The 26,432-nt window shown below is 70.7% G+C and carries 24 protein-coding genes and 2 pseudogenes; 19 read left to right on the forward strand and 7 right to left on the reverse strand.

From position 1 onward, the window contains the following. Nucleotides 1–375 precede the first annotated feature (375 nt). The 3 genes from IE217_RS18595 to IE217_RS18605 all read left to right on the forward strand — a co-directional run bounded on the left by IE217_RS18595 (nucleotide 376) and on the right by IE217_RS18605 (nucleotide 5,269). On the forward strand, nucleotides 376–1,923 hold the full coding sequence (locus IE217_RS18595) for a sialidase family protein (RefSeq protein WP_229865377.1): 1,548 nt from the start codon (nucleotides 376–378) through the stop codon (nucleotides 1,921–1,923). A gap of 171 nt (nucleotides 1,924–2,094) precedes the next feature. Continuing rightward, nucleotides 2,095–4,767, forward strand: a complete 2,673-nt coding sequence (locus IE217_RS18600; RefSeq protein WP_190179012.1) for a WD40/YVTN/BNR-like repeat-containing protein — start codon at nucleotides 2,095–2,097, stop codon at nucleotides 4,765–4,767. Nucleotides 4,768–4,963: 196 nt separating this feature from the next. Continuing rightward, entirely contained in the window at nucleotides 4,964–5,269 is a 306-nt protein-coding gene (locus IE217_RS18605) for a hypothetical protein (protein ID WP_190179013.1), read from the forward strand. 344 nt (nucleotides 5,270–5,613) lie between these two features. On the opposite strand, the gene IE217_RS18610 is transcribed toward IE217_RS18605, so the two are convergent. The 3 genes from IE217_RS18610 to IE217_RS18620 form a co-directional block, all read right to left on the reverse strand. Further along, nucleotides 5,614–7,491 carry an exo-alpha-sialidase gene (locus IE217_RS18610; RefSeq protein WP_229865378.1) on the reverse strand — a complete coding sequence of 626 codons (1,878 nt, stop codon included), beginning with the start codon at nucleotides 7,489–7,491 and terminating at the stop codon, nucleotides 5,614–5,616. A gap of 183 nt (nucleotides 7,492–7,674) precedes the next feature. After that, on the reverse strand, nucleotides 7,675–9,330 hold the full coding sequence (locus IE217_RS18615) for a hypothetical protein (protein ID WP_190179015.1): 1,656 nt from the start codon (nucleotides 9,328–9,330) through the stop codon (nucleotides 7,675–7,677). 51 nt (nucleotides 9,331–9,381) lie between these two features. After that, nucleotides 9,382–10,065, reverse strand: a complete 684-nt coding sequence (locus IE217_RS18620; protein WP_190179016.1) for a hypothetical protein — start codon at nucleotides 10,063–10,065, stop codon at nucleotides 9,382–9,384. Between the two features lie 323 nt (nucleotides 10,066–10,388). Between IE217_RS18620 and IE217_RS18625 the strand changes: the two genes are divergently transcribed. After that, entirely contained in the window at nucleotides 10,389–10,871 is a 483-nt protein-coding gene (locus tag IE217_RS18625; RefSeq protein WP_190179017.1) for a hypothetical protein, read from the forward strand. A gap of 10 nt (nucleotides 10,872–10,881) precedes the next feature. Here IE217_RS18625 and IE217_RS18630 read toward each other — a convergent pair whose 3' ends face one another. Together IE217_RS18630 and IE217_RS18635 are read right to left on the reverse strand one after the other, a co-directional pair. Beyond that, on the reverse strand, nucleotides 10,882–11,178 hold the full coding sequence (locus tag IE217_RS18630; protein WP_190179018.1) for a hypothetical protein: 297 nt from the start codon (nucleotides 11,176–11,178) through the stop codon (nucleotides 10,882–10,884). 41 nt (nucleotides 11,179–11,219) lie between these two features. Beyond that, nucleotides 11,220–12,047 (reverse strand): ZIP family metal transporter, encoded by an 828-nt coding sequence (locus IE217_RS18635; RefSeq protein WP_190179019.1) that lies wholly within the window; start codon nucleotides 12,045–12,047, stop codon nucleotides 11,220–11,222. Between the two features lie 308 nt (nucleotides 12,048–12,355). On the opposite strand from IE217_RS18635, the gene IE217_RS18640 reads away from it, so the two are divergent. The 6 genes from IE217_RS18640 (at nucleotide 12,356) to IE217_RS18665 (ending at nucleotide 16,113) form a co-directional block, all read left to right on the forward strand. Next, nucleotides 12,356–13,081: a peptidylprolyl isomerase gene (locus tag IE217_RS18640; protein WP_190179020.1), complete on the forward strand. Its 726-nt coding sequence runs from the start codon at nucleotides 12,356–12,358 to the stop codon at nucleotides 13,079–13,081. A gap of 255 nt (nucleotides 13,082–13,336) precedes the next feature. Beyond that, entirely contained in the window at nucleotides 13,337–13,540 is a 204-nt protein-coding gene (locus IE217_RS18645; protein ID WP_014670069.1) for a cold-shock protein, read from the forward strand. Between the two features lie 238 nt (nucleotides 13,541–13,778). Continuing rightward, nucleotides 13,779–14,159, forward strand: a complete 381-nt coding sequence (locus IE217_RS18650) for a hypothetical protein (RefSeq protein WP_190179021.1) — start codon at nucleotides 13,779–13,781, stop codon at nucleotides 14,157–14,159. Between the two features lie 282 nt (nucleotides 14,160–14,441). Then, entirely contained in the window at nucleotides 14,442–14,846 is a 405-nt protein-coding gene (locus IE217_RS18655) for a DUF302 domain-containing protein (protein ID WP_190179022.1), read from the forward strand. Between the two features lie 136 nt (nucleotides 14,847–14,982). Continuing rightward, on the forward strand, nucleotides 14,983–15,345 hold the full coding sequence (locus IE217_RS18660; RefSeq protein WP_229865379.1) for a DUF6153 family protein: 363 nt from the start codon (nucleotides 14,983–14,985) through the stop codon (nucleotides 15,343–15,345). A 105-nt stretch (nucleotides 15,346–15,450) separates the two neighbouring features. Continuing rightward, nucleotides 15,451–16,113, forward strand: coding sequence for a DUF305 domain-containing protein (locus IE217_RS18665; RefSeq protein ID WP_190179024.1), 663 nt, complete (start codon nucleotides 15,451–15,453; stop codon nucleotides 16,111–16,113). Between the two features lie 102 nt (nucleotides 16,114–16,215). Here IE217_RS18665 and IE217_RS18670 read toward each other — a convergent pair whose 3' ends face one another. After that, nucleotides 16,216–17,085, reverse strand: a complete 870-nt coding sequence (locus IE217_RS18670) for a class I SAM-dependent methyltransferase (protein ID WP_190179025.1) — start codon at nucleotides 17,083–17,085, stop codon at nucleotides 16,216–16,218. A gap of 134 nt (nucleotides 17,086–17,219) precedes the next feature. Here IE217_RS18670 and IE217_RS18675 point away from each other — a divergent pair, with 134 nt between their 5' ends. Beyond that, nucleotides 17,220–17,804, forward strand: coding sequence for a TetR/AcrR family transcriptional regulator (locus IE217_RS18675; protein ID WP_190179026.1), 585 nt, complete (start codon nucleotides 17,220–17,222; stop codon nucleotides 17,802–17,804). A gap of 32 nt (nucleotides 17,805–17,836) precedes the next feature. On the opposite strand, the pseudogene IE217_RS18680 reads toward IE217_RS18675, so the two are convergent. Next, a pseudogene (locus tag IE217_RS18680) lies at nucleotides 17,837–18,031 on the reverse strand (multicopper oxidase domain-containing protein); the annotation flags it as partial. 298 nt (nucleotides 18,032–18,329) lie between these two features. On the opposite strand from IE217_RS18680, the gene IE217_RS18685 reads away from it, so the two are divergent. The 8 genes and pseudogenes from IE217_RS18685 to IE217_RS18715 all read left to right on the forward strand — a co-directional run bounded on the left by IE217_RS18685 (nucleotide 18,330) and on the right by IE217_RS18715 (nucleotide 26,077). Continuing rightward, a complete protein-coding gene (locus IE217_RS18685; protein WP_190179027.1) occupies nucleotides 18,330–20,555 on the forward strand; it encodes a TIR domain-containing protein in 2,226 nt (741 codons plus the stop codon). A gap of 122 nt (nucleotides 20,556–20,677) precedes the next feature. Next, nucleotides 20,678–22,198, forward strand: coding sequence for a transferase (locus tag IE217_RS18690; RefSeq protein WP_190179028.1), 1,521 nt, complete (start codon nucleotides 20,678–20,680; stop codon nucleotides 22,196–22,198). A 123-nt stretch (nucleotides 22,199–22,321) separates the two neighbouring features. Further along, on the forward strand, nucleotides 22,322–23,017 hold the full coding sequence (locus IE217_RS18695) for a DUF4328 domain-containing protein (protein ID WP_229865381.1): 696 nt from the start codon (nucleotides 22,322–22,324) through the stop codon (nucleotides 23,015–23,017). A 115-nt stretch (nucleotides 23,018–23,132) separates the two neighbouring features. Then, on the forward strand, nucleotides 23,133–23,645 hold the full coding sequence (locus tag IE217_RS18700; RefSeq protein WP_190179029.1) for a RipA family octameric membrane protein: 513 nt from the start codon (nucleotides 23,133–23,135) through the stop codon (nucleotides 23,643–23,645). 91 nt (nucleotides 23,646–23,736) lie between these two features. Beyond that, nucleotides 23,737–24,228, forward strand: a complete 492-nt coding sequence (locus IE217_RS18705; RefSeq protein ID WP_190179030.1) for a hypothetical protein — start codon at nucleotides 23,737–23,739, stop codon at nucleotides 24,226–24,228. Nucleotides 24,229–24,944: 716 nt separating this feature from the next. After that, nucleotides 24,945–25,286: a MerR family transcriptional regulator gene (locus IE217_RS18710; protein WP_190179031.1), complete on the forward strand. Its 342-nt coding sequence runs from the start codon at nucleotides 24,945–24,947 to the stop codon at nucleotides 25,284–25,286. A gap of 175 nt (nucleotides 25,287–25,461) precedes the next feature. Beyond that, a pseudogene (locus IE217_RS34720) lies at nucleotides 25,462–25,679 on the forward strand (DEAD/DEAH box helicase); the annotation flags it as partial. Between the two features lie 155 nt (nucleotides 25,680–25,834). Beyond that, nucleotides 25,835–26,077 (forward strand): DUF5302 domain-containing protein, encoded by a 243-nt coding sequence (locus IE217_RS18715; protein WP_190179032.1) that lies wholly within the window; start codon nucleotides 25,835–25,837, stop codon nucleotides 26,075–26,077. Nucleotides 26,078–26,432 lie beyond the last annotated feature (355 nt).

Below are 26,432 nucleotides of genomic sequence, written 5' to 3' on the forward strand. Positions count from 1 at the left end.
GGCCGACACCGTACGACGTGATGGACTGGACCGACAGGCGCGTGGACCACGCCGTGGCACTCCGCCGCCGTGCGCCGCGGCGACGGCACGTGGACCCTCATGCCCAGGGCCGAAGCCGCTCGGACGGGCCGACTGGTGCGCCAAGGCGGCAGAGACAGCCACTTCGAGCAGGACCGGGCGGCCCCATTGTTGACGTGTCCTTGACCGCTTCCTGACCGCTTCCTCCCACTCGGACCGCACAACGCGGCGTTAGGCTCGCCGGGCGACTTTTGTCCCGGCGCCACCGGGACCGTACCTGCGCCAGCACAGCCCAAGACGAACCGTCATCGCGGAGTTGGGGGAATCGCCATGCGCACCCGTACAAGAGCGTCTCTCGTGGCCACCGCCGCTGCGTTCCTGCTCGTCACCACGGTGGGCAGTTCCGCGGCGTCGAGTGACAGCGGGCCCGTCCACCTGGTCTCGCCCGGTGATCCTTACGCCGCCTGTGACATCGGCGGGGACGGGACGGGCACCAACTACCCGTCCGCCGAGGACGAGCCGTACGTCACCGTCTCCCCGCGCGACCCGCGCAACGCGGTCGGTATCTTCCAGCAGGACCGCTGGTCCAACGGTGGCGCCCGGGGCCTGACCGCCACCTGGACCCGCGACGGCCGGCACTTCACCGAGACCCCGCTCCCGTTCTCGCAATGCGCCCCGGGCGGGCTGAACTACCAGCGGGCCTCGGACGGCTGGGTGAGCACCGGGCCCGACGGCACGGTCTACGCCAGCGGGCTGGTGTTCGACGCGACCGACGCACGCAACGGCGTGGCCGCCTCGACGTCGTACGACGGCGGACGCACCTGGACCCACACGACCCGTCTGATCGACGACACGCAAGCCCGGTTCACCGACGACAAGAACGCCGTCACCGCCGACCCCGTCCACCCCGGCGTCGCCTACCAGGTCTGGGACCGCATCGACGAGGACGACTCCGCCAAGGTCTACGACGGACCCGCCTACATCTCCGTCACCCGCGACGGCGGCCGGCACTGGTCCCCGGCCCGCCCGTTCGTGGACACCTCCGTCGTCCCGCACTCACAGACCATCGGCAACGTCGTCGTCGTGGACCCGCGCACCGACACCCTCTACGACGTCTTCGACTGGCAGACGTACGACATCGACTACTCCACCGGCACGTTCACGCCCACCGACCTGCACTTCGCCGTCGTGAAGTCGACCGACCAGGGGCGCTCCTGGAGCAAGCCGGTCACCATCGCCAAGGACACGGCCGTACCCGAGGTCGATCCCAACGCGCCCACCGATGCGGCCAAGTCCCTGCGGGCGGGCGGCGACCTGCCGAGCGTGGCCATCGACCCGCACACCGGTGAGCTGTACGTCGCCTACGAGGGCTCGGACTTCAGCGGCGGCGCCCACGACTCCGCGGAACTGGTCCACTCCGTCGACGGCGGGCGGACCTGGTCGGCGCCGAAGAGGGTGAACACCGTCGCCTCCGCGCCCGCGTTCACGCCGTCCATCAGCGTGGACGCACGGGGCACGGTGTCGGTCACCTACTACGACCTGCGCTACCTCGCTGCCGGGAACACCACCACCCTCCCCACCGCCGCCTGGCTCGTCTCCCTGCCGCGTGGTGCGACAGGATGCGCCACCGAGCGTCGCGTCTCCCGCGTCTTCGACTGGCTCCAAGCCCCTTACGCCGGGGGCCACTTCCTGGGCGACTACGAGGGCCTCGCCACGGACGGCCGCTCCGCCGTACGGCCGCTCTTCGTCGAGACCAACGCCGACGCGCCGCAGGACTCCACGGACGCCTACAGCGGCGTGTTCCCCACCGGGATCCACTACGGACCCTCCGCCGAGGCCACGGCCACAGCCCCGTCGCGCGCCGCGGTGACGCCGGGAGCCCGGCCGCACCGGCTCGTCCGGTGACCGACGGGGTCACTCAAAGAGCCTGCGGCCTGCGGAACTTGGGGTTCATGTGAGGCGCAAGGTAAACAACCCACCATTTTTCCCCTGAGCCCTTTGTGTGACTGTTGTGGGCACGCCAAGATCCCTCTGCACCGGGACACCCCCATATGCCCGGTGCAGGGAGGAGAGGGCATGTTGCCCCCGAAGCACCACCGACGGTTCATAACCTGCACCGTCGTAGCGGCCGCGTTCGGACTGGTAAGCACCCAGTCGTTCGCCGCGTCGAACAACACCAGACCCCGGCCCTGGCAGGCACGCCACCAGGCCGCCGTGGGCCGGCAGCACATCAAGGCGGTCCACGCGGGCCAGGGAGCGTCCGCGTTCGCCGCGGAGGGCGACGACGGCGGGGCCGACGAGGCGGAGAACTCCGCCGAGGCGACGGCCCAGTTCACCGAGGCCCGCACCGCCCCCGGCGTGGTCGCGCCCGGCGCCTACGGGGCGGCCTGGCAGCAGTTGCAGTCGATGAAGCACACGAGCGGCGGCTGGGGCCACGTCACCAAGAAGGCGTACGACTCCGACGACCCCCGCTACCGCGATGTGAACTCCAACTCCAGCGGCGGCTCGGGCGACGTCACCGGCCGGATCACCGGAATCGCCGCCGACGACCACGGCTATGTGTACGCGGGCGGCGCCAACGGCGGCGTCTTCCGCTCCACGACCGGCGGCGGGCACTGGAAGCCCATCTCCGACAAGCTGCCCTCCCTGTCCACGGGCACCCTCGCCCTGGACGGCCAGAAGCGGCTCTGGTACGCCACGGGCGAGTCCAACACCGGGGCGACGTCTTTCGTGGGGACGGGCGTGTACGTTCTGAAGGACCCGCGCCACGGGCAGTTCCAGCCAGGCGACCGCGTGGGCGGCGCGGAACTGGAGTCCACCGTCATCCACGCCCTGCGCTTCGCCGGCACCAAGGTGTGGGCGGCCACCAGCACCGGCGTCTGGTCGCACTCGACGACCACCCTTTCCGGGCCGTGGAAGCACGAGTTCGCCCCCAACCCGGACTATCTGCCGGGTGGTTCGAAGGCGGACGACCCGAGCGCGCCGTACAAGAACATCGCCAACGACATCGCCGTGGACCCGAAGGACCCGAACAAGGTCCTCCTCGCGGTCGGCTGGCGCGGTGGCGACACCTACAACGGGCTCTACGCCAAGCAGGACGACGGCGGCTGGAAGCCGGTCAGCGGCCTCGGCGACCTGCCGACCAGCAGTGACGACGTCGGCAACATGACGTTCGCGGCGGCGGCGGACGGTTCGCGCCTGTACGCCATCGACCAGTCGCCGGCGCAGATGGCCGCCAACCCGGACAGCGGGCTGAAGGGCGTCTACGTGTCGAAGAACGGCTCGCCGTTCGGCCCGTGGACGCTGATCGCGGACTACACCAAGCTGAAGGCGTCCGGCTCCGCCCTGCAGGGCGCGGGCTACATGCCCGGCGTCCAGGCCTGGTACAACCAGTTCCTCCAGGTCGACCCGGCCAACGCCGACCACGTCTACCTGGGTCTCGAAGAGGTGTTCGAGACCAAGAACGGCGGCCAGAGCTGGACGGTGCCGGGCCCGTACTGGAACTTCCCCTTCCCCTGCTGGAGCATCGACCCGTCCAAGCAGACCGGCGACTGTTCGCCCACGACCCACTCCGACCAGCACGCCGTCGCGGTCGGCAGCTACAAGGGCAGGACGTGGGCGTACGTCGGCAACGACGGCGGCATCTACCGGCGTCCGCTGAACGGCGCGGTCGACTCGGGCGGTCACGCCAAGGACTGGCAGTCCCTGAACGACGGCACCCTGGACACCCTGCAGTACTACTCGGTGGGCGTCGGCAAGGACCTGACCTACGGCGGCGTCTCGGTGACCGGCGGCCTGCAGGACAACGGCCAGTCGATCCTGCGCGGCCGTGACAAGGTCATGGGCTCCAACTTCGGCGGCGACGGCGGCGACACCATCACGGACCCCGCCAACGGCTGCAACATCGCCGAGGAATACGTCTACCTGGACATGTGGGTGACCCAGAACTGCGGTGTCAACGACGGTTCCTGGTCGACGGACCCGACCAAGGCCACCGAGTACGAGGTCGCCCCGCCCGACAAGGACCAGGGCGGCGCCGGCGCCCGCTTCATCGCCCCGATCAGCGCCGACGCCAAGAACACCAACACCTGGATCGCCGGCGGCCGGCACGTGTGGGTGAACACCAAGGGCTTCGCGATCCGCTCCGGCAAGGAGTGGGCCAACGCCTACGACCTCGGCGAGGGCCACACGGCCACGGCCGTCGCGTCCTCCGGAGGCACGGTCTACGTCGGCTGGTGCGGCCCCTGCAACAACCAGGGCTTCACCCGCGGCATCGCGGTCGGCAACGCCGACGGCACCGGCTGGCACCAGCTGAACCTGCCCGTCGACGGCACCCTCCCGAACCGCTACGTCTCCGGCTTCGAGATCGACCCGGCCGACGCCCAGCACGTGTACGTGGCGATCAACGGCTTCTCCCGCCGGTTCACCGAGGGCCCGGGCGCCGGGGTCGGCCACGTCTTCGAGTCCAGGGACGGCGGTGCGAGCTGGACGGACATCTCGGCCAACCTGCCCGACGTCCCCGCCGACACGGTCAAGCTCCTGCCGAACGGCGGCCTCGCCCTCGGCACCGACCTGGCCACCTTCTACCGCCCCGCCGGCGCCACGAAGTGGCTGGTCCTCGGCCACAACCTGCCCACCACGGCCGTGATGCAGCTGCGCCTCGGCCCGGACGGCAAGCTGTACGCCGCCACGCACGGCCGCGGCATCTGGTCCTTCGACGCACGGCGCCTCAAGGGCCGCAAGGACTGATCACCGCTCCGTACGGCCCCGCCGCATGACGACGGCCGGTGCGAACCCCGTTCCCGGGGCGCACCGGCCGTCCGGCGTCCGGCTTCACTGCACCGGGTACGCCGCCACACTCAGCCGCAGCGTGAAAAGCGGCGCGCTGTCGGGACCCCAGGTCACCGTCACGGCACCGGTGCGCGCGGCACGCACCGTGACCCGAGTGACGCCACTACCGTCGGTCACGGACGAGGTCACCAGCGCCAGCATCGGGTTGCTGCTGCGCGGCGGCGGCCAGGCACCCCGTGCGCGTGGCTCCAGCACGACGGTCACCGTCGTACCGGAGCGCACACACAGGTCCCGGACGGAGGCGCCCCCGGCGCTGTGGGTGATCGTGGCGGAGCCCGCCTGGCATTCCGACGACGCGGAGGCCGTGGCAGGGGGCGTGGCGGTGCCCCTCGGGGGCGACGACGGTGTCCGTCGAGGCGGCGCTGTCGCCGACGGTGACGCGGAGGGCGAGGCCGGATGACCCGCCGGCCCCGGACCGCTCGCCGACGGTGTGGCGCGCGGGTCGGCGGAAGGGCGCGGCGGCGTCGAGCCGGAGTGCGAGCCGCTGCCGCCGCTCCCGCAGGCGGTCAGGAGGCAGACGGCCGCGACGACGGCGGCCCCGAACCACGGCCACCGGGGCCCCGGCCCGCGTCTTCGCTGCTCCAGCGCCACAACTGCCTCCTCACGTCGCCGCACGCCACTGTGACGTCCCGGCGCGGCACCCGGTTCCTGTGCCCGGCCTTCCTGTGCCCGTCGTTCCTGTTCCCGCACACAAGGATGCCGCCCCGGCGCCATCGCCGGGGCGGCACCGCGTGCTTTCCCCGGTCAGTGCCGGACCGGCAGGGTCTTGGTGAGGTGCGGTGAGGCGACGGCCGCCGCGCCGTGGGTCGTGGAGCGTGCGCTGCCGCCGGTGACGGTGAGCGGGCCGGCGGTGTAGAGGGCCTCGTCGAAGGCCTGCCCGTTGCCCGGGGCCTTGCCGACGGCGAAGACGGAGACCGCCTTGCCGCTCACGACGGAGGTGGAGATGTAGTCGCCCACCATGCTGCCCTGGGTGGAGTCGGCGACCTGGGACAGGGACATGGGGCCGGCGACCGTGGCCGCGGCGCTCCAGGTGCTGCCGCCGTTGGCGGAGGAGATGTAGCCGACCTCCAACTGGCAGGTGGCGGCGGTGCAGTTGGCGTTCGGGTAGAAGTAGTAGTAGAGGCCGATCCTGGCGGTCGTCCCGGAGGTGGTGGGGTCGATGCCGATGCCGGGGATGAAGTGGTCGGCGCCGCTGGTGGTGGCGTCGATCGGGACCCGGGTCACGGCCGACCAGCTGGTGCCGTTGGCCGAGGTGGCGTACACGATGTCGTTGGCGGGGCAGCCGGAGCGGAAGCGGCAGTCCTGCCAGGCGACGTAGATCTTGCCGGATCCGTCGATCTCGGCCGAGGGCAGGCCCTCACCGTCGCGCAGGTTGCCGGCCACGCCGTGGCTGGAGACGTTGGCGATCAGCGTGCTGGAGGACCAGCTGGAGCCGCCGTTGGTGGAGTTGAAGGCGCGTACGGCGCTGCCGTTGGCGGAGTAGGGGACCACGACCGTGCCGTTGGACTGGACCAGGGGCTGGCCGCCCAGACCGGTCGGGCCTCCGGACGGTGCCACCGGCGCCGACCAGGTCGCGCCGCCGTCGGTGGAGCGGCTCATCACCACCGCGTTGCCGGAGGAGGTGACGTCGACCTCGACGTAGCAGGTGCCGTAGTACGGGCTGGTGGCGGAGTTGTCGCAGACGATCCACTCCTTGTCGTAGCCCTGACCGTCGTTGCCGACCGCCAGCACCGGGTTCTGCCACCTCGTGCCGTTCGTGGAGCGGCTGACGCTGACACCGGCGCCGTTGACGCTGGAGTCGATGACCAGCCCGGCGACCATCCAGGTGCCGTGCCTTGCGTCGTAGGCCACGGCCGGGTCGGAGACGCGGGCCCAGCTGCCGCCCTGGTAGGTGGTGATGCCTGGCAGCATGCCGTGCTGCCAGGTGGTGCCGCCGTCGGTGGAGGTGTTCCAGCCGATGTCGGAGGCGCCGCCGTCGGTGAACCGGCCGACCTGCGAGGAGGCGACGATCGTGTTGCCGTACGCGAAGGTGTCCGGTTCGAGCTCGGTGGCGTGCTGGCTGGAGGAGTTGGTGAACGGGTCCGTGCTGACCTGGGTCAGCCCGGGAGGCGGGGCGGCGGTGGTGAAGGCGATGTCGTCGTAGAGCGTGTAGGTGGCGTCGCCCGTGTAGTTGTCGTCGTGGCTGACCAGGGTGAGCCTGTAGCTGTGCCCGGCGGTCACCGGCGAGGTGACCTGCTTCCAGCCCTGGCCGTTGGTGCAGGTCCTGGCCAGGGCGGTCGTCGTGGTGCCGGTCGTGGTGTCGGCCAGGGTGGCCGTGGCCCAGTCGTAGGTCACCGTGTCCGGGCAGGTCACGTCGTACCAGAACGACAGCTGTGTGGCGCCGGTCGGCGCGGTGAAGGTCTGGGCGATCGAGGAGTCGCCGTTGGTGGGGGAGGTGCCGCCGACCCGGGCGGCGTAGGTGCCGCTGTGGGCGCCGGAGCTGACCACGGAGGTGGTCCCGGCGGAGGTCCAGCCGGTCGGGCTGCCGGACTCGAAGCCGCCGTTGGAGACGTCCGCCAGCGCGGGGTGGGAGGCGAGCAGCAGACCGCCTAATGACAGCAGGGCAGTTGTGGCGGTCGCCACGGATCTACGGACAGCGGTACGCGACATGAGGAAACCCTTGTCGTCGATGGGGGGTGTACGCCCTCGAGCGAGAGCGTTCGGGGAGGGGCGGACCACCGGCGCAGGTCCGCCGGTTGGTCCCCCCGGGCACGTCGGGTCAGGAACCGGTCCCTGACCCGACGCCGGTCAGGGACTCGACGCCGGTCAGGACAGAGTCACGTCGTCGTAGCGGGTGTAGGTGGCGTCACCGGTCCAGTTGTCGTCATGGCTGATGAGCGTGAGGGTGTAGCTGTGCCCGGCCGTGACCGGGGCGGTCTTCTGGACCCAGCCGGAGGACGACACACAGGTCTTGGCGAGAACGGTGGTCGTGGTACCGGTCGTGTTGTCCTTGAGCGTGGCCGTCGCCCAGTCGTAGGTGAGCGTGTCCGGGCAGGTCACGTTGTAGTAGAAGCCGAGCGTGCTGCTCCCGGACGGCGCCGTGAACGTCTGGGCGACCGAGGAGTCGCCGTTGGTCGGCGACGTGCTGCCCACCCGGGCCGCGTACGTACCGCTGTGCGCCCCGGAGTTGACCACGGACGTGCTCCCGGCCGAGGTCCAGCCGGACAGGCTGCCCGTCTCGAAGCCGCTGTTGGTGATCCCCCCGCCGCCGCTGCCGGAGGTGACCGTCAGGGTGTACGTCGCGGTGTGGGTGGCGGAGGTGCCCGTACCGGTCACGGTGATGTCGTACGTGCCCGCCGGCGTCGACGACGACGTGGCCACGGTCAGCGTGGAGGAGCCGCCCGCGGTGACCGACGCCGGGTTGAAGCTCGCGGTCGCCCCGCTGGGCAGCCCGGACGCGGACAGGCTCACCGACTGCGCGGAGCCGGAGGTGACGGCGGTCGAGACCGTGGTGGTCGCCGACGAGCCGGCGGTGGCAGTGGACGCGGCCGGGCTGACGCCGATCGAGAAGTCGTTGCTCGCGGTGGAGCCGCAGTTGGGCAGCGTGAACGAGGCGAGCCTGGTGTGCCAGTTGTAGTTGCCGTTGGAGGGGATGTACTCGTTCGTGTACCAGAAGGTGCAGTCGTCGCTCGGGTCCACGGACATCGAGGTGTAGTCGCCCCAGCGGCTGTAGCTGGTCTGGGAACCGCCACCGGTGACCGCGGTGACCTCACCCTGGGTCATGGTGCCGAGCGTGTCGCCGGCCAGGCGTCCGGTGTACCGGACGGACGGGTGCGCCGAGGAGGAGGACTGGGAGTAACCGAGGGCGATGTCGCCGGCCTTGTCCTCGGCGATCGAGCCCATCCACCGGTAGGTGGAGTCGGGGGCGTACGTCCCCTGCTGGTACACGGCCGGGTTGCCGCCGGACATCCGCAGTTCGTACCAGCGCACACCCACGGAAGTCCCCGCCGTCACCGCGTGGTTGACCACCAGCGACTCGTGGTCGCCGAAGTTGCGGTAGGCCAGGCGGAACATCAGCCGGTCCGAGAGCGAGTCGAGCTGCGTGCTGGTCCCGCTCTGCGGAACACAGGTCCCCGAACTGCCGCAGGCGGTCGTGTACGACGCCACGGTCAGCGTCGACGGGCCGCTGAAGGCCGAGTTGGAGGCCGTCGCCCAGTCGACGTGGAACTTCCAGTACGCCAGCGTCGTACTCGTCGTGCCCAGGCCCACCATCAGCTCCGGCTCCCCCGACGGCGGCGCGGTGGAGCCGTCCAGGTCCGCGCCGAGCAGTCCGCCGTAGGAGGACGAGGTGGTGAAGCACTGCTGGGCGGCGCCGGCGCCGGTGAGCATGGCCGACCGGTTCAGCGCGCACGCCTCGGCGTTCAGGAAGCTGCCGGAGGCGGTGAACATGTTGTACGTGATGTAGTACGCGTCCGGCCACACCGACAGCTTCGGGTAGTCGGGGAAGCCGGCGTACTGGAACGAGTAGCGGTACTAGCTGCCGGTGGCGTCCGCACCGGTGGAGACGGCCACGCACTCGTAGTACGGGCCGGAGGACGAGGAGACGTTGGCGAACTGCGTCACCACCCAGCGACCGGCGAGGGTGTCCCAGCGGACCACGGCGTCACCGTCGTTGGTGGACTGGCAGGAGCCGCCGAACCCGGACCACAGGGTGCTGGTGTCGGTCGGGGCGAGGACGGTGGCGCCGGTCTTGGAGTACACCGCGTAGGCGGTGTTCACCGTCTCGACGATCTGGCTGGAGCCGACGGCCGAGTTCGGGTCCGGCGGTACACCGGTGATGGAGTAGTTGCCGGCGCCGATGCCCTCGAAGTTCGTGCCCGTCGAGGGGGCGGAGGGTCCGCCGGGGCTGGACTGGACGACCGGGTCGGGGATGGGGGACGCGGGCGGGTGCGGGAGGCGCGTCTCGCCGGGGTCGTCGTCCTGCTGCCGCTTGCCGTGGTGGCCGTGGTGGGCGTGGGCGGCCATGGAGCGCAGGGTGGGGGAGGTGTCGTGCCGTACGGCGGGGCCGGTGTCGGCCGAGTGGTGGGCCGCCGCGGCGTGGGGTGCGGGGTCGGCCTGGGCCGTGGGGGCGGCGAACCAGAGGGCGGGGACCGCGGTCAGGATCGCGGTGAGCGCGGCCGCGCCGCCGCGTCTGTGTCTGCGTCTGGATCGGGACACGGAACATCCTTTCGGGCAGCCGGAGATCGCCCGGCGTGGGGAGAAGAAGGACGTTCACGCCGATGGAGCGCGTGTTCGCAATCCGGGATGGTTGCACCGGACATGTCACGCAACAAGAGAGACGCGGCCTGCGTGGCGCGAAGCAGCCGAGAATTTACGGAGTGTGGTCAACTCGCAGTAAAAACCCAGGATTTCCTGTATCGGCACAAGGGATCTTCCTGTATCGCCGTAGGGGGAGCGCCAGTCCTCGCCAGACCGCAGAACGGATACAGCCTCGATCGCGTCCCACTGTGGGACTGTCCCGACTTCACGCTGGGGGCCTCGTGAGACCAACTGGGGCCCGTTCGCTCGCCGTTCTCGCCCTCGTTGTCTCGCCCGCCGCCTGCGCGGCCTGCGCCGGGGGCGCGGGGCCCGCCCGGCGGCAGCCCCCGGCCGCCTCCGGGTCGTCCGCCGGCATGCCGACAGCCGCCACAGGCGGCTCCGCCCGCCTGTGCCTCAGCGGGACCGTGACCGTGATCCACCCGGCCGCCGACAACCCCTTGCGCACCACCTGCGTTCACACCGGCACGACGGTCCGCATCACTCTCGAGCCGCTGCCCAACCGCCGCTGGGCGCCCGTCACCAGCTCCAACCCGAAGGCGGTCGGTCTGCTCGACGACCATCTGGAAGCCGACGGCGCCCGGTCCGCCACCGCACGCGCGGCCTCCGCGGGCACCGCGACCCTCGACTCGGCCGACAGCTACACCCCCGACCCGCACGGTCCGCCCTCGCGGCGCAGGCACCTGACCATCACCGTGGTCCCGTGACGGCCCGCGCCTACGGCGCTTCGACGTGCACCAGCAGCCGCCACAACCGCGTCGGCGGCCCGAACCTGTCCCCGCTGAACGACGACGTCGACCGCAGTTCCGCCTCGCCGGCACCGGTCGCCCTGACCCTGGCCCGTGCGGTTCCGTCGTCCGTTCCCGCCGAGATCACCGCCATGGTCCCCGCGACCACCTCCACCGGTGTCCACGCGTAGGCGGGCCATCCGTGCAGGGCGACGACGACCTCGTCACCCACCCGCACACGCAGCGGCCGCCCCGGCGGATCCCCGGGGCGGTGAACCACGTCCACCCGCCTTGCTCCTTCGTCTGCCATGGCCGCACGGGCCGGGCTCAGGCGCCCGCGGCCGTGACGACGGCGTCGGTGGCGAAGCCCAGCAGGAGACCGAGCAGGACGCACCAGGTGGTGAGGGTCTTCAGGCCGGTCCTGCGGGCCACGGCGAGCAGTTCGATGACCACGTAGAGGATCGAACCGGCGGCGAGGCCGAGGAAGGCGATCGACAGGGTGTCGTTGACCAGGTGCTGGCCGACCAGTGTGCCGAGGAAGGTGGGGCCGCCGCCGATCAGGCCGAGCCAAAGCAGCGTGAGCCATGAGGGACGTTCGCCCTCGGCGGCCAGGGGGGCGACGATGCCGAAGCCTTCCGTGGCGTTGTGCAGGCCGAAGCCGATGATGAGCAGGAGGGCGAGGGAGATCTCGCCCTGGGCAGCGGAGTTGCCGATGGCCAGGCCCTCGGCGAAGTTGTGCAGGCCGATGCCGGTGGCGATCATCAGGGCGAGCGAACCGGCCTGGCTGCGGGTCTTCGGGGCCAGCTCGGCGGTGGCGGCCGCACCCGGCCCCGCCGGACGTGCGGCGGCCGCCCGGCGGCGCCCCAGCCAGGCGTCGTAGTGCACGAGGCCGGCCAGTCCGACGGCCAGGCCCGCACCCAGAGTGGCGCCCCCGGAGGCGACCGTGCCCCACGCGTGCTTGCCCAGCGCCTCGTCGACCGGTTCCCAGGCGTGGGCGAGCACATCCCAGACGAGGAAGATCAAGATGCCGATGGCCACGGCGTTCAGGGCTGCCCTGAGCCGGGGCGTGGGCGTGCGGAGGCGGCCGAGGGGGAGGCCGAGGTAGATGGTGAAGCCTGCGATGGCTCCGAGCAGGGCGATGTTGCCGCTGGACATGGGGACTCCGGTCTGACGTGCAGGGAAAGCACACCGAAGGTAAGCCAGGTAAGGCTTACCTAACAATATGCGGATTCGGGTTTGGGGGAAACTTGGGGAAGTCGTTACGCGCGCTGTCGGGGACGGACGTGACTCCGGTAAGGGAAGCGAGGGGGCCGCGGCGGTGGCCGGGACGACGGCAGCGGCACCGCCGGCGGGGTAGCGGCACCCCGTGGGCGGATGTGGCTTGCGGACCGGTACTCGCCGGCCGGGCCGCGCCCTAGACTGCGACCGCTCCGAAACCGACGGTCTTCTGGAGGGTGTGCAGCATGAACCGAGCGCTCACGACCGCACTGGCGGCAACGGCGTTGGTCGTGTCCGCGGGCAGCGCCACCGCCTCCGCTTCCGATGCCCCGCCGCCAACCACGCACGGTCCTTGCCAGTACACCCAGACCCCGGACGAGCCGGCGGCGCGGCCCGTCCCCCTGCCGCCCGACCCGCGGCACACCCCCAGTCACGGCACGGTCGGCATGGCCGTCCCGACCAGCCAGGGCCCGCTACCGCTGCGTCTGGACCGGGCGAAGGCGCCGTGCACCGTCCAGAGCTTCCTGCATCTGGCGCGGCACCGGTTCTACGACCGTACGGTGTGCCATCGGCTGACGGCGTATCCGACGCTGAAGGTCCTGCAGTGCGGCGACCCGACCGGCACGGGCGAGGGCGGACCGGGGTACCGGTACAAGGACGAGTTGCCGGTGGACCTGCCGCCCGCGCCGAGCGACCCGACCGGCGTCCGCCGCCTCTACGGGCGCGGACTGCTGGCGATGGCCAACGCCGGTCCTAACACGAACGGTTCGCAGTTCTTCGTCGTCTACGGTGACTCCGCGCTGCGACCGAACTACACCGTGTTCGGCACGGTCGGCGCCGCCGGCCTGAAGACGCTCGACAAGGTCGCCGCCGGCGGAATCGAGCCAACTGCGCAGGACCCGGCGCCTGTCGACGGCACGCCCGTGCTGAGGACCGAACTGCTCAGCGTCCGGCCGTCCTGCCGGTCCTGACGGTCCTGACGAACGCTGAGCGGTGGCCGGGTGCCGGGCTTTGCTCGGCATACCGGGTGCGATGTCGGCGTGTTATCGGTGGCGGCTGCCGCCGTGGCGTTATAGCGTTGTGACTCAGCAGTCGTGGTTCCGAAGTTCCGTTCGCCCGTGATCGCCGTCACGGGCGTTCTCGCTGTTCAGCGTCTCTCCGGACCGGGCGATCACCTCCCGGGCACGCAAGGTGCGTGCCTGGTCTTCCCTTCGAAGGAGACAGTCATGGCCAAGGGCACTGTGAAGTGGTTCAACAGCGAGAAGGGCTTCGGCTTCATCGAGCAGGAGGGTGGCGGCCCCGACGTCTTCGCCCACTACTCCAACATCGCCAGCCAGGGTTACCGCGAGCTTCAGGAAGGCCAGAAGGTCGAGTTCGACGTCACCCAGGGCCAGAAGGGCCCGCAGGCGGAGAACATCCGCCCTGCCTGACGCTCGGCCTTGCAGGAGCGTGTGCCCACCGGTGCCGCGTCGGCGTCCAGCCCGCGGCCCCGGAGGGCACCACGCGACGACCCGCCTCGGTCAAGTCTTCCGGCTGCGCTGACGGCGCATCATGGCGAACGCACCGCCGCCACCGGCGAGGACCAACAGCGCCCCGGCCGCGGTCGGACCGGCCGCCAGGCCGGTGACGCCGCCACCCGCACCGGCTTTGACACTCCCGTGAGGCGCGGTGGACGGGACCGGCGCCGCCGACTCGGCGGGCGGCCTCATGGTGCACGTCATGGTCATCGTCATGGCCGAGGGCGTTGCCGTCCCGGACGGCATCGTCATGGTGCACGGCATGGTCATGCCGTCCGGCATCCTCATGCCGGACGGCATCGGCATGGTGCACGACATCGACATCATGGTGGTGGAGGACCGCCGCATGGTGCAGCCCGGCGACCCACTGGACGGTCCGGCCGGGCTCGGGGACGCGTTCGCCGCCACGGCGGGAGCGGTCAGGCATATCGCGGCGGCGAGGGCGGCGGCAGCAGTACGACGAGAGCGCATCGTTGTCTCCTCAGCCGGACGCGGCCCCGATGACCGCGTGAGGGGATCCGGCTCAGGGTGATGGAAGCGCCGTGCCGACGTGCGCCGCAACGCGAACCGCTCCTCTCCCGACACCTGAACACCGTCGGCCATGGCCCGGATCAAGCTGTCTTCCCAGCCCGCCGGGCATGCCCGCGCACTCGTGGACGGAGACACGCGTGATCCGCCCTCCGGGTGATGACCGCGAGAGGTCCCATGTCGGCCCGCAGCCGGCGGGGAAGCCACTGGCGAACAGCTCACGCATGCCCGGCCTGCGGAGGGACACCCGTCAGCGCCGGCCGGGACGACAGGAAGGGCCGGTCCCATGACCTACGACCGCACGGTGCACCTCGACACCGACTTCGCCACGGCCGTCACGCGGGTTCGCGAGGCCCTCGGCGAGCAGGGCTTCGGCATCCTCACCGAGATCGACGTCACCGCCACCCTCAAGGCGAAACTCGACCAGGACGTGGAGGACTACGTCATCCTCGGTGCCTGCAACCCGTCACTCGCCCATCAGGCTCTGCAGACGGACCGCTCCATCGGCCTGCTGCTGCCGTGCAACGTGGTGGTCCGCGCCGACGGCGACCACACCGCCGTACAGGCCCTCGACCCGCAGACGATGGTGTCCCTGAGCGGACTCGACGCGCTCCGTCCGGTCGCCGACGAGGCCACCCGCCGCCTCGACGCCGCGCTCGCCTCGCTCACAGGGACCGTTGGGCGGGGATGACGCCGACGATGTGGGATGAGCCACTCGGCGGAGCGTTCGTCGGCAACGGGTCGAAGGCGCCTCATACGATGAGCTCATGATGCCCAGCTCTCGCACCGGTTCCGGGGCGCGAGCTGTGCGCTGGACGTGGCTGGTCATGGCCCTGGTGGCGGGGGTGCTGGGGATGCATGCCCTGTCACCCGCCGGTATGCCGGCCGCGGGCCGGCACGACGCGATGATGCCGGTGGAGTCCCCGGGGCATCACTCGACGCTCGTTCAAGGTGCCGGTGGAAACTGCCGGCATCTGTCGGACGCGGACGACGGTGGCATGGTCATGGACCACGCCGAAGGCACCTGCGCGGCGGCCGGTACGGCCACTGCCTACGTCCCGCCCGCGTTGACGCCCGCTCCGGCCGCTCGCCTCGCACCCGCGGTGACGGCCTCCGGCGGCCCGGCCGCCGGGGCGGTCGACGGTCGCGCACCGCCGGATCTTTCCCAGTTGCAGCTCCTGCGGATCTAGAGGCTTCCGCACGCCACCCTCCTGAGAGAGGGCGGCGTGCTCCGGCCTGCCGCATCCGTTTTCTCCCGCGCCCGGGCGCGGGCACTTCAAGGAGCTGAACCACCCATGGCGTATCGCCGTTCCCTCGTCCGCCGTGCCGTTGCGCTGACCACCGCTGCCACCGCCGCGGTGGTGCTGGCTGCCTGCGGCAGCAGCGATTCCTCCTCCTCGTCCCCGGCGCCGGCCCGCTCGGGCCACGACACGGGGTCCGTGCACCCCTCGGGCACCGCCTCCGCGGGCAGCCACGACCCGCAGGACGTGTCGTTCGCCCAGGGGATGATCCCGCACCACCGGCAGGCCGTGGCCATGGCCGGCCTGGCTGCCTCACGGGCGAAGTCCCCGCAGGTGAAGGACCTGGCCGCGAAGATCAAGCAGGCGCAGGATCCCGAGATCAACACCATGTCCGGCTGGCTGAAGGCGTGGGGCGAGAAGGTCCCGGGCGACGGCGGCACCGGCATGGAGAGCATGCCGGGCATGGACCACTCGGCCTCCCCGATGCCCGGCATGATGTCGGACCAGGACATGGGCAAGCTGAAGGGCCTGTCCGGTGACGCCTTCGACAAGGCCTTCCTGCAGATGATGATCAGCCATCATCAGGGCGCGATCGAGATGGCGAGGACCGAGCAGGCCAAGGGCGCCTACGGTCCCGCCAAGGCGATGGCGAAGTCGATCGTCACCTCGCAGTCCGCCGAGATCACCGAGATGGACAAGATGCTCGGCAAGCAGTAGATCCCTCAGCCGGCCCGGCGCCGGGGCAGCCGTCGAACGGCCGCCCCGGCGCCCGCGGGCAGTCGGCCGCGGCATCGGCCGAGTGCCGCGCCGGCAGGGCGGTCACCGGAGCTCTTGCGACGGGTCGGCCGGGCGGTCCGCCGTGACGAGCCATGCTGTGCTGCGCAGCCGGACCGTGCCGTCCGCCGCTTCGTGGCGGTGCAGATGGTCCGTCAGGGTGCGGCGGGCACGGGCCTGTGCGGTGCGGTCGGCCTGCTCCAGCAGATGGCGACCGGGTCCCGTTCCCAGCAGGAACTCCGCCGCGTCCTCGGCCCCGTGCCCCCAGACCCCGTACGCCTGGACCCGGCTGATCGCGACGCCGGTGAATCCGGCCCGGGTGAGGACGTCGCTGAGGTGGTCCTGTTCGGTGAGCGAGAACATGCCGGGCAGCCCGGGCTGCCCGAAGTCGCCGACGGGCAGGATGCCGCGCAGTGATGCCACCGCCGCCACCCAGTCGTTGAGCGCGGCGTCCGCAGGGCAGACGAACGCCAGACGCCCGCCCGGCCGCAGCGCCCCGGCGACGTTGCCGAAGGCCGCCACGGGGTCGGCGAAGAACATCACCCCGTAGCGGCTGATCGCCGCGTCGAACGCGCCCGCCTCGAAGGGGTACGTCTGCGCGTCCCCCTGTGTGAAGGAGACGTTGGCGATGCCCTCCCGCTCCGCCCGCGCCCGGGCCTCGGCCAGCATCGGGCCGGACAGGTCGAGGCCCAGCGCGCGCCCTCGGGGCGCCCGGAGCGCGGCGAGGCGGGTGGTCTGCCCGCAGCCGCAACCGAGGTCGAGGGTCCGGTGCTCCCCGGTGATTCCGGCGGCGTCGAGGAGTGGCTCGTTGAAGCCTTCGTTCACGGCGTTCCAGCGGTCCTGGTTGCGGGCCCAGTGGGCTCCTTCGGGGCCGTTCCACGCCTGTGCCTGCTCGGTGTTGACGATGTCCTGCACGAATGCCTCCTGGGTGGACGGCAGAGAATGGGCGTATGCCCAAACAGTATGGGCGTCTGCCCAAACTGGCAATCCCCGCTACTATCCGAAGCGTGCCTCCAGTGGGCGGCGGAGGCGGAACGGAGAAGGAGCCCATGTCACCGCGCGGAGTGGCGACGCCGGACGTCCGGGAACGGCTGTTCGCGGCCGCCGAGCGCGTCGTGGAACGGGACGGCCCCGGCGCGCTCACCAGCCGGTCCGTCACCACCGAGGCGGGCTGCGCAAAGGGCCTGCTGCACACGCACTTCGCGGGGCTGGACGAGTTCGTGGCCGAACTCTGCCTCGACCGGTTCGCGCGGACGGCGGCGAAGGCACGGGAACTGCAGCGGCTCGCCGGCCAGGGCACGGTGGCACGCAACCTCGAGGCCGTCGCCCTCGCGCTGTTCGACTCCGGCGGCCCCGCCATCTCCGGCCTGGCTCTGACCCGCCCCGCCGCCGCGCTGCGCATCCGCGAGGCCCTGGAGAGCGGGGCTCCGGGCTTCACGGCGATCCAGGAGGCCATCACCGGCTACCTGGAGGCCGAGCGAGGGCTCGGCCGGGTGGCGCAGAACGTCGATCCGTGCACGGTGGCCCTCGCCGTCGTCGGCACCGCCCACCACCTCCTGATGACGAGCTGGCCGGGCACACCCGACCCCCGGCCCCTGGTGAAGCGCTTGGTGACCGCCTTGGTGGACCGCTAGCAACCGCCGTCGCCCCGAGCGCCGGTGAAGGGTCAGGCCCGGTACGCCACGAGCGCCACCATGCCCGCCTGACCGTGGTAGGCGTTGTGGCAGTGCAGCATCCACTGGCCCGGGTTGTCCGCGTCGAAGGACACCGACACCGTCGTCCTGGGCGGCACGATCGTGGTGTCCTTGCGCGGGCCGTCGCCGCCGAGCTGGTAGGTGTGGCCGTGCAGGTGCATGGGATGCGGGCTGCCTTCGCCGCGGGCCGCCGTTGATCGCCGGCGCAACCCTGTTCCTCCCCGTCCCGGCGGGTCGGACGTGGGAGCGCTGGCACCGCCTGATCGTCCGGGGCGTCGCCTACGGTGCGCTCACACCAAGATCCGCTGTCTCGGCGAACAGGCGCGACAGCGTGCACGGATGGCTTCGGTGGGGGCGGTTTTGGCATGCTGGGGGAACGGACGAGGGGTGGGCACTGTGGGGGCAGTGATGACGGACGGGCCGGACGAGTTACAGGGATCGCCTGATGAGAGCCGCGGTCGGCCTTTGAAGGTCTTCGTCAGTTACTCGCGGCGTGACTTCCACTTCGCGGAAGCGGTGACCGCGGCATTGTGGGCGCACGAGGCGTTGGATCCCTGGTTCGATCTGCAGCGGCTGCGTCCGGGGATGAACTGGGAAGCCGCGTGGGACGACGCGCTTGAGACGGCCGACGCACTCCTGCTGCTGGCCTCGCCCGCGGCTATTGCCTCCGGGTACGTTCGCCTGGAGTGGGGCAGGGCACTGGAGCGCGGGATCCCGGTGTACGTCGGCGTGATCGCGGGCAGCGATGTGCCGCCCCGGCTGGACGGTTCTCCCGTGCACGACCTGCGCGTCCGTTTCCGGAGGCGGGTGCACGTGCTCGGTGAGGAGATCACCAGTGCCGGGGCGCGGCTCGACAATGAGCCGGGCGCCAACGAGCTCGGGCCCGGTCGGACGGTGCCGCAGTGGCCGCCGCACCGCTTGCTGCGGTACCGGGTGCCCGCCCCGATAGCCGGGTTCGTGGTCTGCGCCGCGATCATGGGCGCCGCCATGGTGTGGGCGAGTGTGCTCATGGTGAGGTTGGACGTCTCGGTGGGGCACCTTGCCGGGAGCCCTTTTGACGAACCGTCCCGGCTGTGGCGGAGCAACGGGCTGGACGGGCTGCGCCTGCGCCGCTGGCACAGTGCGCAGTACCACCTGCTCACGCTGACCGCGATGGTGGCCCCGGTCGGACCGGCGGTGCTGGCTGTGGCGGTCGGCCTAGCGCGGCGGGTTTGTGGCTGGGTCTCGCTCGTGGTCACGATCGTTGGCGCCGTGACGGTGTCGGCGGCGTGCGGTTACAGCGTCAGAGCGGACCTCGCCCTGCCGGACATCGGCGATCCCACGGTGGCGAGGGAGGTCTGGCCCCCTCCGGCGGCGGTGGCCGAGGAGACGGCCGCCGTGACCCAGGTCCTGGTCGTTGCCGCCGTGGCCGGGGTGGTCTGCCTGGGTTGCGCGTTGTGGTCCCGGTGCTTCTACCTGTGGCTGCCCGCCGGCATGGGCGTCGCCTACCAGCGTCGCCGGGCCACCGAGGTCCCCTGTGCGGCTTCGGGACCGCGACGGGATGCCCTCCTTCCGAGTCGGAATCCGGGACTACGGGCGGGGTGGCGGGAGATCCAGCAGTCGGCTCGTGAGCCCCAGCCGGGCGTGCAGTGGCGCGGCAAGAACTTGCGGTTCCTTCTGGAGTGGCTGGTGCTGTGCAGGCGCAACGGCGTCGGTCAGGACCGGCCGCTCGGGAGCGCCGTCCTACAGGTGCAGTGCCTGGCGCGGGCCGACGAGTCCATAGCCGAACACCTGCGCACGGCCCTTCAACTCGCGGGCGTCGGGACGGCCTTTGATGCGGGCACGGAGGCTGCCGCACCGGTCTGGACGTTCATTCTCGTCAGCTCGCACGTGAACTGGAAGGAGGTGACGAAGGCCACCAGGGAGCGGGCACCGCGTGCGATCTGCGTGCTGTTGGACCAGGTGGACATACCCGACGATACCGGGACGCTGAGGCGCTTTCAGTGGCTGGACTTCCGCGAACAGCGCCCCGAGCATCTCTTCGCCCTGGTCGCCGCGGTGTGCCGGCCCGACTCCGCGTCCGGCCTGGCGGACCCTGTGCCCGTCCCGGTCGTCGCCGACCGGTTCCGGGCCCCGCTTCCTCCGCGTGGGCTCGTTTCCATGTTCCGGGTGGCCGCGGCGTTCGCTCCGGGATTCGCCCTGGCGCGACTGGCCTTCGCGCCAACGAGTCCCGCGAGCATAGCCCTGGCCGTCCTGGCCGTGGCGTCGGCGGCGGAACTTCTCCGGATGGCCGGCCGACTGGCCGCGCGGCGCCTGACGCCCGCCCAGCTCACCCGTTCCCACACGATTGCCGTGGCGCTGGCGGTGCTTTGGTGCACAACAGGCGCCTCGATCCTGTGGACTCCGGTTCCGCTCCCGGGAGGTGTCGCCCAGACCTTCCTGCCCAAGGACCGGCCCGGTGCGGGACTGCTCGTTGTCGGCCTCGTGGCATTGCTGTGCGGGTACATCGTCGCCCTCGTCCTGGCGCCGCTCCCGTTTCTTTCTCCCGCTCGCTGCTCCTGGCTTCCCAGGGCTGAGGCGAGATGGCCCCGGCAACCCCTGCGTGCGGCACTTGCTTCCTGGGAGGGGTACACCCTGTTGCCGGCCTGGCTCCTCTTCACGTTCGGTATGTTGCTCTATATGAACTACGTGCAGGTCAACGTCGATTGGTAGGCCGGGACGCGGCGTGCACCCGTCAGGCCTGCGGCGTGGTTGTGGCCTGAACCGGCAACCTTCCGCGAGGCGGGGTAACAGTACGGGACGCGGTCTGCGCTGGGTGAGGGGGGCGGGCTGAGGTGTCCTCGGGCTTACGGGCGTTCGCCCGGTTGATCACGGCCGTTTCGATCGTCACGGCCTATGTCGCGCTGCACCTGGCGATCACCGCGGGTATGGATCTGCGGGCCTGTGACCGTTTCCGCGACGCCCCGGCACGGGCCGCCGCGTTCACCGCTGCGCTGGACCGCTATGCCGCCGCCGGCGACGCGTCCGCGCGCGCCGAGATCCTGGCGGGCGACACGTGGTTCAAGGAGGAGGCGCCGTCGGGAGCGAGCCGCTCCGCGGTCGCCTCCGCCACGGGTGACGTTGAGAAGGGCCGGGTCTCCCTCGCCCGCGAGCGGGTCGCCGGGCTGGCGGCGGGTGTCCGACGGGACCATGCACGGCTCGAGCGGAAGCTTCGCTTGTCGCGCGCGGTCGCGCTGTACTGGACGGTGCCCGCTGTGGTGCTGCTCGGGCCGGTGCTGTGGCTGCGGCGTCGGCGCCGGTCGGATACCGCGGAGATCATCAGAGTGGTCAGCCGGTTCGCCCCGCGTCATCCATGGTGGCGGCGGCCGGTGTTCCTGCTGGCCGGCAGTGGCGGATACCTGCTGCTGGCGGGGGGCGTCACCGCCGTGGCCAAGGCGCAGCGGGAGGGCTACGAGATGCCGCCGATGCGCTTCATGCTGTCACTGGTCGGCGGCTGTGCCGCGTTCGGTGCCGGGGTGCTGATCCTGCGGTACACGCGCCCCCGCTCGGCGCGCAGCGCGGCCCGGGCGCTGCTGGCCGATGGCCGTCGGCCCGTGCTCTATCTGCGCAGCTTCGCCGACGACGGCATCGCGGCCCAGGTCGACGACTCGGCGTCGTTCGTCAGCCTCCACTCACGGGAGGAACAGTTCACGGCGGCATTGGGCGCCGTGGGGCCCGTGATCACGGTGGGAAAGCCTGGAGAGCCACTGCCGCGGCTGGGTGCGGCGCGGTTCTACCTGCCGCTCGACAACTGGCAACCGGCGGTGCTACGGCTGATGGAGTTGTCCCAACTCATCGTGCTGCGCCTGGGCTTGGGCGAGGGACTGTGGTGGGAGGTCCAGCAGGCCCGCGCCACCCAGCCCGCGCGCAAACTCGTTCTGCTGGCACCGGGCGGCCTGCCGAAGGTGATGCAACGGCTGGACGAGCACCTGCCGTCCCTGCCCATGTTCGCCGAAGTGGCTGGAGACGATCCCTGGACTGGCGCCGTGCTCACCTTCGACCCCGAATGGACTCCCCGGGTGCACCCGGTGGGGCCCTCGCCTCTCGCCAAGCCTCCTCGGGGCGCACTGATGCGTCGCGGGCTCCGCGCGGTGAAGGCCGGCTGGGCGACGATGATCATACATACGCCGGCGTACCACCTGGCCCGCGCCGTCAAGGACGCCCTGGCGTCCATGGGGGTCCGTAAACGGACGATGACCTGGCGGGCCACCTTCGCCACGCAGACGTCGCTGTGGACCGGATTCGCGTTGGTCGCAGCCCTGGGACTGTGTGCATGGCTCGCGGGCCGGGCGCTGCAACTCCTCGGTCTCGGTTAGTTCCGGTCAGTTACGACGATTCGCATGACGAACCGGGAAACCAGGGACGAAAATCAGGCAGGGGCCAATGTGCACCCTGGCTCTCCGTACGTGCGGCGGGTCGACGATCTTCGGGGGAGGATCATGGACGGTTCACAGCAGAGCCTGCCGACGCACGTGAGCCAGGCCGGTGCGGAGCGGCCCAGAGCGGTGACCGGCGCGGCCACCGCTGCGACGGTTCTGGTCTCGTTGGCACTCGTGCACGAGGTACTGCTCACAGTGGCCAACTGGCGTGTCTACCTTGTCGTCCACGACTTCCTGGCCGGGAGGGCGACGGCTGCGGAGGTGCTGGCCACCGACTCCGATGCCCTGGCGGACCTGGGGTCGGTCTGGGTGTCGGCGTTGGTATGGTTCGCGGCCGGCGTCGCGTGCCTCGTCTGGCTGTGGCGGGCCCGAATCAACTCCGAGCTGATGAACGGTGCCGCCGCGCACCGCCGGGCCCGGGGATGGGTGGTGGGCAGCTGGATCGCCCCAGTGGCCAACCTGTGGATCCCGTACCAGGTCGTGTCGGACGTCTGGCGGGCCAGTGCCCCCCGGCGGTCCGTACCCGTCACCTTGGTCACCGCATGGTGGGCACTGTTCCTGGTCGCCAACTTCGTCGTCAAGCCGATCCAATGGCGCATGTCCTCGAGGTTCGACGACGAGCAGGACGTACTGTCCAACGCCAACATGTCCACCCTGCTCACAGCGCTCTACGTGGCGGCCGGCCTGCTCTTTGTCCTCATCGTCAGGCGCGTCACCGCGTGGCAGACCCACCATCATGTCCAGGACGCGGTGTGAGGAACGGGGTGCGCACCGCTGTGAACGACGCGCGGGCGCCTCGTGGCCGTCGCCCGTCAGTCGCGGCCCTGGCCTGTACGAGCGCACGGTGACGAACGACAGGGGAGATGCCGGCATGGCCGCAGTCAGTGACTCGTTGTGGAACGAGAACATCGGTGCGGAGAACTTCCGCGACTCGGCCGCGACGTATCACGCCGCGGTCTTCGAGCAGTACAAGCTCTGCGTGGAGATGGCCGACCGGGTCAGCGCCCGGCGCAATCTCGCCAACACCTTCTTCCTGACCCTCCACAGCACCCTCCTCGTCTTCCTCAGCACCTGGCTGTCCCAGGAGCACCAACGCGGAACTCCGGTCTCGCTCGCGCTCGCGGCCCTTCTGGTCCTTCTGGGCATGTGCGCCACCTGGTGGATCACCGTCCGTTCCTACCAGCAGTTGAACAAAGGCAAGTTCGAGGTGATCGGAGCGTTCGAGGAGCGCTTGCCGGCCCGCGCCTTCGTGGCGGCCGAATGGCGCGCCCTCGGTGAGGGACGGGACTGGCGCGTCTATCTCCCGCTCAACCGTGTAGAACGCTGGATCCCTCTCCTCTTCGCCGTGGCCTACCTCCTGGGCTTCGCCGCCGCCGCGCTGTGACGGCGGAGACACCCGCTGTCGCCCGCTCTCTTCGCCACCGGAGCGGGTTAAGGTGAAGGGCAAATCGCCTGGGCCGGAAGCGGGTTGTCGCATGGTCACTATCGCCGTCACCGGTCACATGGACCTGGCCGACGAAGCAGCGGGGCGGATCCGCGCAGACCTCCGTGAGCTCCTGGCCGACCTGCGTGACGACACGCTGGTGGGGCGCTCGTGCCTGGCCCGCGGTGCCGACACGCTCTTTGCCGAGGAGATCCTCTCGCTCGGAGGCCGGCTATCGGCGATCATCCCGTCCCGGGACTACAGGGAAGCGGTGGTCCGCCCCACGGATCTCGCCGAGTTCGACGCGCTGCGCGAGGCGGCTGCCGAAGTGGTGGTCCTTCCGTACGAACACGCGGGCCAAGCCGCCTACGAAGCGGCCAATCGTCGGCTTCTCCAGGGAGCGGACCGCCTCGTCGCCGTTTGGGACGGCAGCGCCCCCACGGGACGTGGCGGCGGTACGGCGGACATGGTGGCCGCGGCCCGCCTGGCCGGGTTGGCCGTCGATGTCGTGTGGCCCCGTGGCGCGTTCAGGTCCGGCACCTGACACCTGTGCCGGCTCCGGGCCGCCGGCAGTACGACACGGTGCGGCCCTGGCAGGCTGACACCCCAGGGGCGGCCAGGCTGCGGCCGCGCCGACGTCCCCTTCCCCCAACCTGGCTCCGGCAAGCGCCCACGGTCAGCCGATCGGGTGCGCGTCCCGGATGCCGGTGATGCTTCGGGCGTCGGGAAGGGTGCCGTGCTGCCGCAGTGCAGGTGACGTCACTCGCGTCGCCGCGCCCCCGGACAGCACTCTTCCGGGTGTGCGGGCAGTAGGGACGTGCGCATCCGCGTTGAAGGAAATCTGTTGTGGCGAGAGTAGACATTGACTCATCGTGGGGCTACTCTGATGTCGTACTCAGGAAGTCGAAGTGGGTACGGCAGACATGAACTGCCGTACGAGCAGGTCGAGAAGGACACGACCCCGAGGGGTCGTAAGCAGTACCCGCGGTATCCAGCAGTACAACCGAGTAACCGAAGGTAAGGAGCAGAACGCCATCAGGATCGCCCGGGCGAGGAAGCAGTCCGCTCGGGTACCGCAGGCCCCGGATTGGAAGGTGGTCCCCGGTCACGCATCCGCGATCCCCGCAGCCCCGCCCTCCCAGGCGGCCCTGCGGACCAAGAAGGCCGGCGCAGTGTGCCGGTAGATGGTGTTGAAAGCTCGGGGCCCGGGTGCCGGCACGGCACCCGGGCCCCCCGACGCGTCCGCGAAAGAAGAGGTCTATGCCCCCTGCCGGTCCCCGTCCCGTCGACAATCTCGACGATGACGACTACCCCGCCTACACCATGGGCCGGGCCGCCGAGATGCTCGGCACCACCCCCGCCTTCCTCCGCGCCCTCGGCGAACATCGCCTGATCACGCCTCTGCGCTCCGAAGGCGGCCACCGCCGCTACTCCCGCTACCAGTTGCGCATCGCGGCCCGCGCCCGCGAACTCGTCGACGGGGGCACGCCCATAGAGGCCGCCTGCCGCATCGTCGTTCTCGAAGACCAGCTCGAAGAAGCCCAGCGCATCAACGAGCGACTGCGCGCCGAGGGCGGGGCGCAGCCGAAGACCTCAGCCTGACTGAGCACCTCGGGCGTCGGCCGAATCCTGATCGTCAGCGACGACCGCACGTGTTCAGGAGCCACCTCGCCGAGCCGACCCCTCTTCAGCCCCATATCAACTCGGTTTGCCGGGGGTCGCTCAGTCGAGGTTCGGGTGCAGTTCCGGGCGGGATTCCCACCAAGCGCGGTAGAAGGTGTTGTCGAGGATGCGCCGCGAGGCGAGCCGCATGATGGCCGGGGCCGGCATCGAGCCGAGCGTCACCAAGGTGTGCTCGGCGAGGCGGAACTGAGCCGGATCACCGGCGCCAGGACTCCCTCCGAAATCTCGCTTGACGGCGGTCCCGCCGTCCCCCGTCCCAAGAACACCAACGCTCCCTTCCGCGGCCGCGGGGATCGACAATCCTCGGTCCGGCCCGAAGCCGTCCTGTGCGTCTCACCTACGAAGTCAACGCCTTTGGCCGCGAGGGGGATGCCCGCCGAAACGGAGCAGGATGACGTTGTCGGGCCCTGGCACTGCGCTCGGCATGACAAGCTGTGCTTGCCCATCCCCGAACCCAGGAGGTCACCATGACCACAGAGCCCGCATCTACGGAAGGTTCGGAGCCGGATGCCCCGGAGACGTCCCCTCTGGAGCCGGACAGCGACGGCAACTACGACCTCAAGCGGAAGTTCCGTGAAGCCCTGGCGCGCAAGCGCGGTGCGCAGGCGGACGTCGCTGATACTGCCGCCAAGTCCGATGCGTCCAGGGTGCGTTCGGCGCACGGCCCGGCTGCGAGCCAGCGGTCGTTCAGGCGCAAGAGCGGCGGCTGAGTCGATGAGTCCCGCGATCTGACCGCTTCACCGGCACTCGCGCTATCCACTCGCGCGTCCCGTGCAGTGGCCCGCGACGTGCGCATGCCCGTGCGCGCATTGCGGGCGGGGCGTAGCCGGGGGACTCACCTGGGGGGAATGGCCCAGATGCGGTTGGCTCGGGTCGGTGGCACCGCCGAACTGGAGCCGGGTTGAGACACTGCGTTGTCCCCGCAATCTTTCCGAAACGTTGCGCTCCGGCTGGGTCAAAATCTGTGCCCGCGAGCTGAGGTTTCAACGGGACAGGCAGACAGATTCTCTACCGCATTAAGTGGGATGGGATTCTTCACCGTACACAGGCCGCTTCGGCGTGCTA

Origin of the sequence: Streptomyces naganishii JCM 4654 (assembly GCF_014650575.1) — a bacterium.
Classification (GTDB): domain Bacteria; phylum Actinomycetota; class Actinomycetes; order Streptomycetales; family Streptomycetaceae; genus Streptomyces; species Streptomyces naganishii.

What these genes read in the sequence shown, in the direction of transcription:
- IE217_RS18640 (WP_190179020.1), top strand. Translation starts at nt 12,356, where the DNA reads ATGAACCGAGCGCTCACGACCGCACTGGCGGCAACGGCGTTGGTCGTG.
- IE217_RS18695 (WP_229865381.1), top strand. Translation starts at nt 22,322, where the DNA reads ATGGACGGTTCACAGCAGAGCCTGCCGACGCACGTGAGCCAGGCCGGT.
- IE217_RS18665 (WP_190179024.1), top strand. Translation starts at nt 15,451, where the DNA reads ATGGCGTATCGCCGTTCCCTCGTCCGCCGTGCCGTTGCGCTGACCACC.
- IE217_RS18715 (WP_190179032.1), top strand. Translation starts at nt 25,835, where the DNA reads ATGACCACAGAGCCCGCATCTACGGAAGGTTCGGAGCCGGATGCCCCG.
- IE217_RS18635 (WP_190179019.1), bottom strand. Translation starts at nt 12,047, where the DNA reads ATGTCCAGCGGCAACATCGCCCTGCTCGGAGCCATCGCAGGCTTCACC.
- IE217_RS18645 (WP_014670069.1), top strand. Translation starts at nt 13,337, where the DNA reads ATGGCCAAGGGCACTGTGAAGTGGTTCAACAGCGAGAAGGGCTTCGGC.
- IE217_RS18600 (WP_190179012.1), top strand. Translation starts at nt 2,095, where the DNA reads ATGTTGCCCCCGAAGCACCACCGACGGTTCATAACCTGCACCGTCGTA.
- IE217_RS18675 (WP_190179026.1), top strand. Translation starts at nt 17,220, where the DNA reads ATGTCACCGCGCGGAGTGGCGACGCCGGACGTCCGGGAACGGCTGTTC.
- IE217_RS18655 (WP_190179022.1), top strand. Translation starts at nt 14,442, where the DNA reads ATGACCTACGACCGCACGGTGCACCTCGACACCGACTTCGCCACGGCC.
- IE217_RS18705 (WP_190179030.1), top strand. Translation starts at nt 23,737, where the DNA reads ATGGTCACTATCGCCGTCACCGGTCACATGGACCTGGCCGACGAAGCA.
- IE217_RS18660 (WP_229865379.1), top strand. Translation starts at nt 14,983, where the DNA reads ATGGCCCTGGTGGCGGGGGTGCTGGGGATGCATGCCCTGTCACCCGCC.
- IE217_RS18700 (WP_190179029.1), top strand. Translation starts at nt 23,133, where the DNA reads ATGGCCGCAGTCAGTGACTCGTTGTGGAACGAGAACATCGGTGCGGAG.
- IE217_RS18710 (WP_190179031.1), top strand. Translation starts at nt 24,945, where the DNA reads ATGCCCCCTGCCGGTCCCCGTCCCGTCGACAATCTCGACGATGACGAC.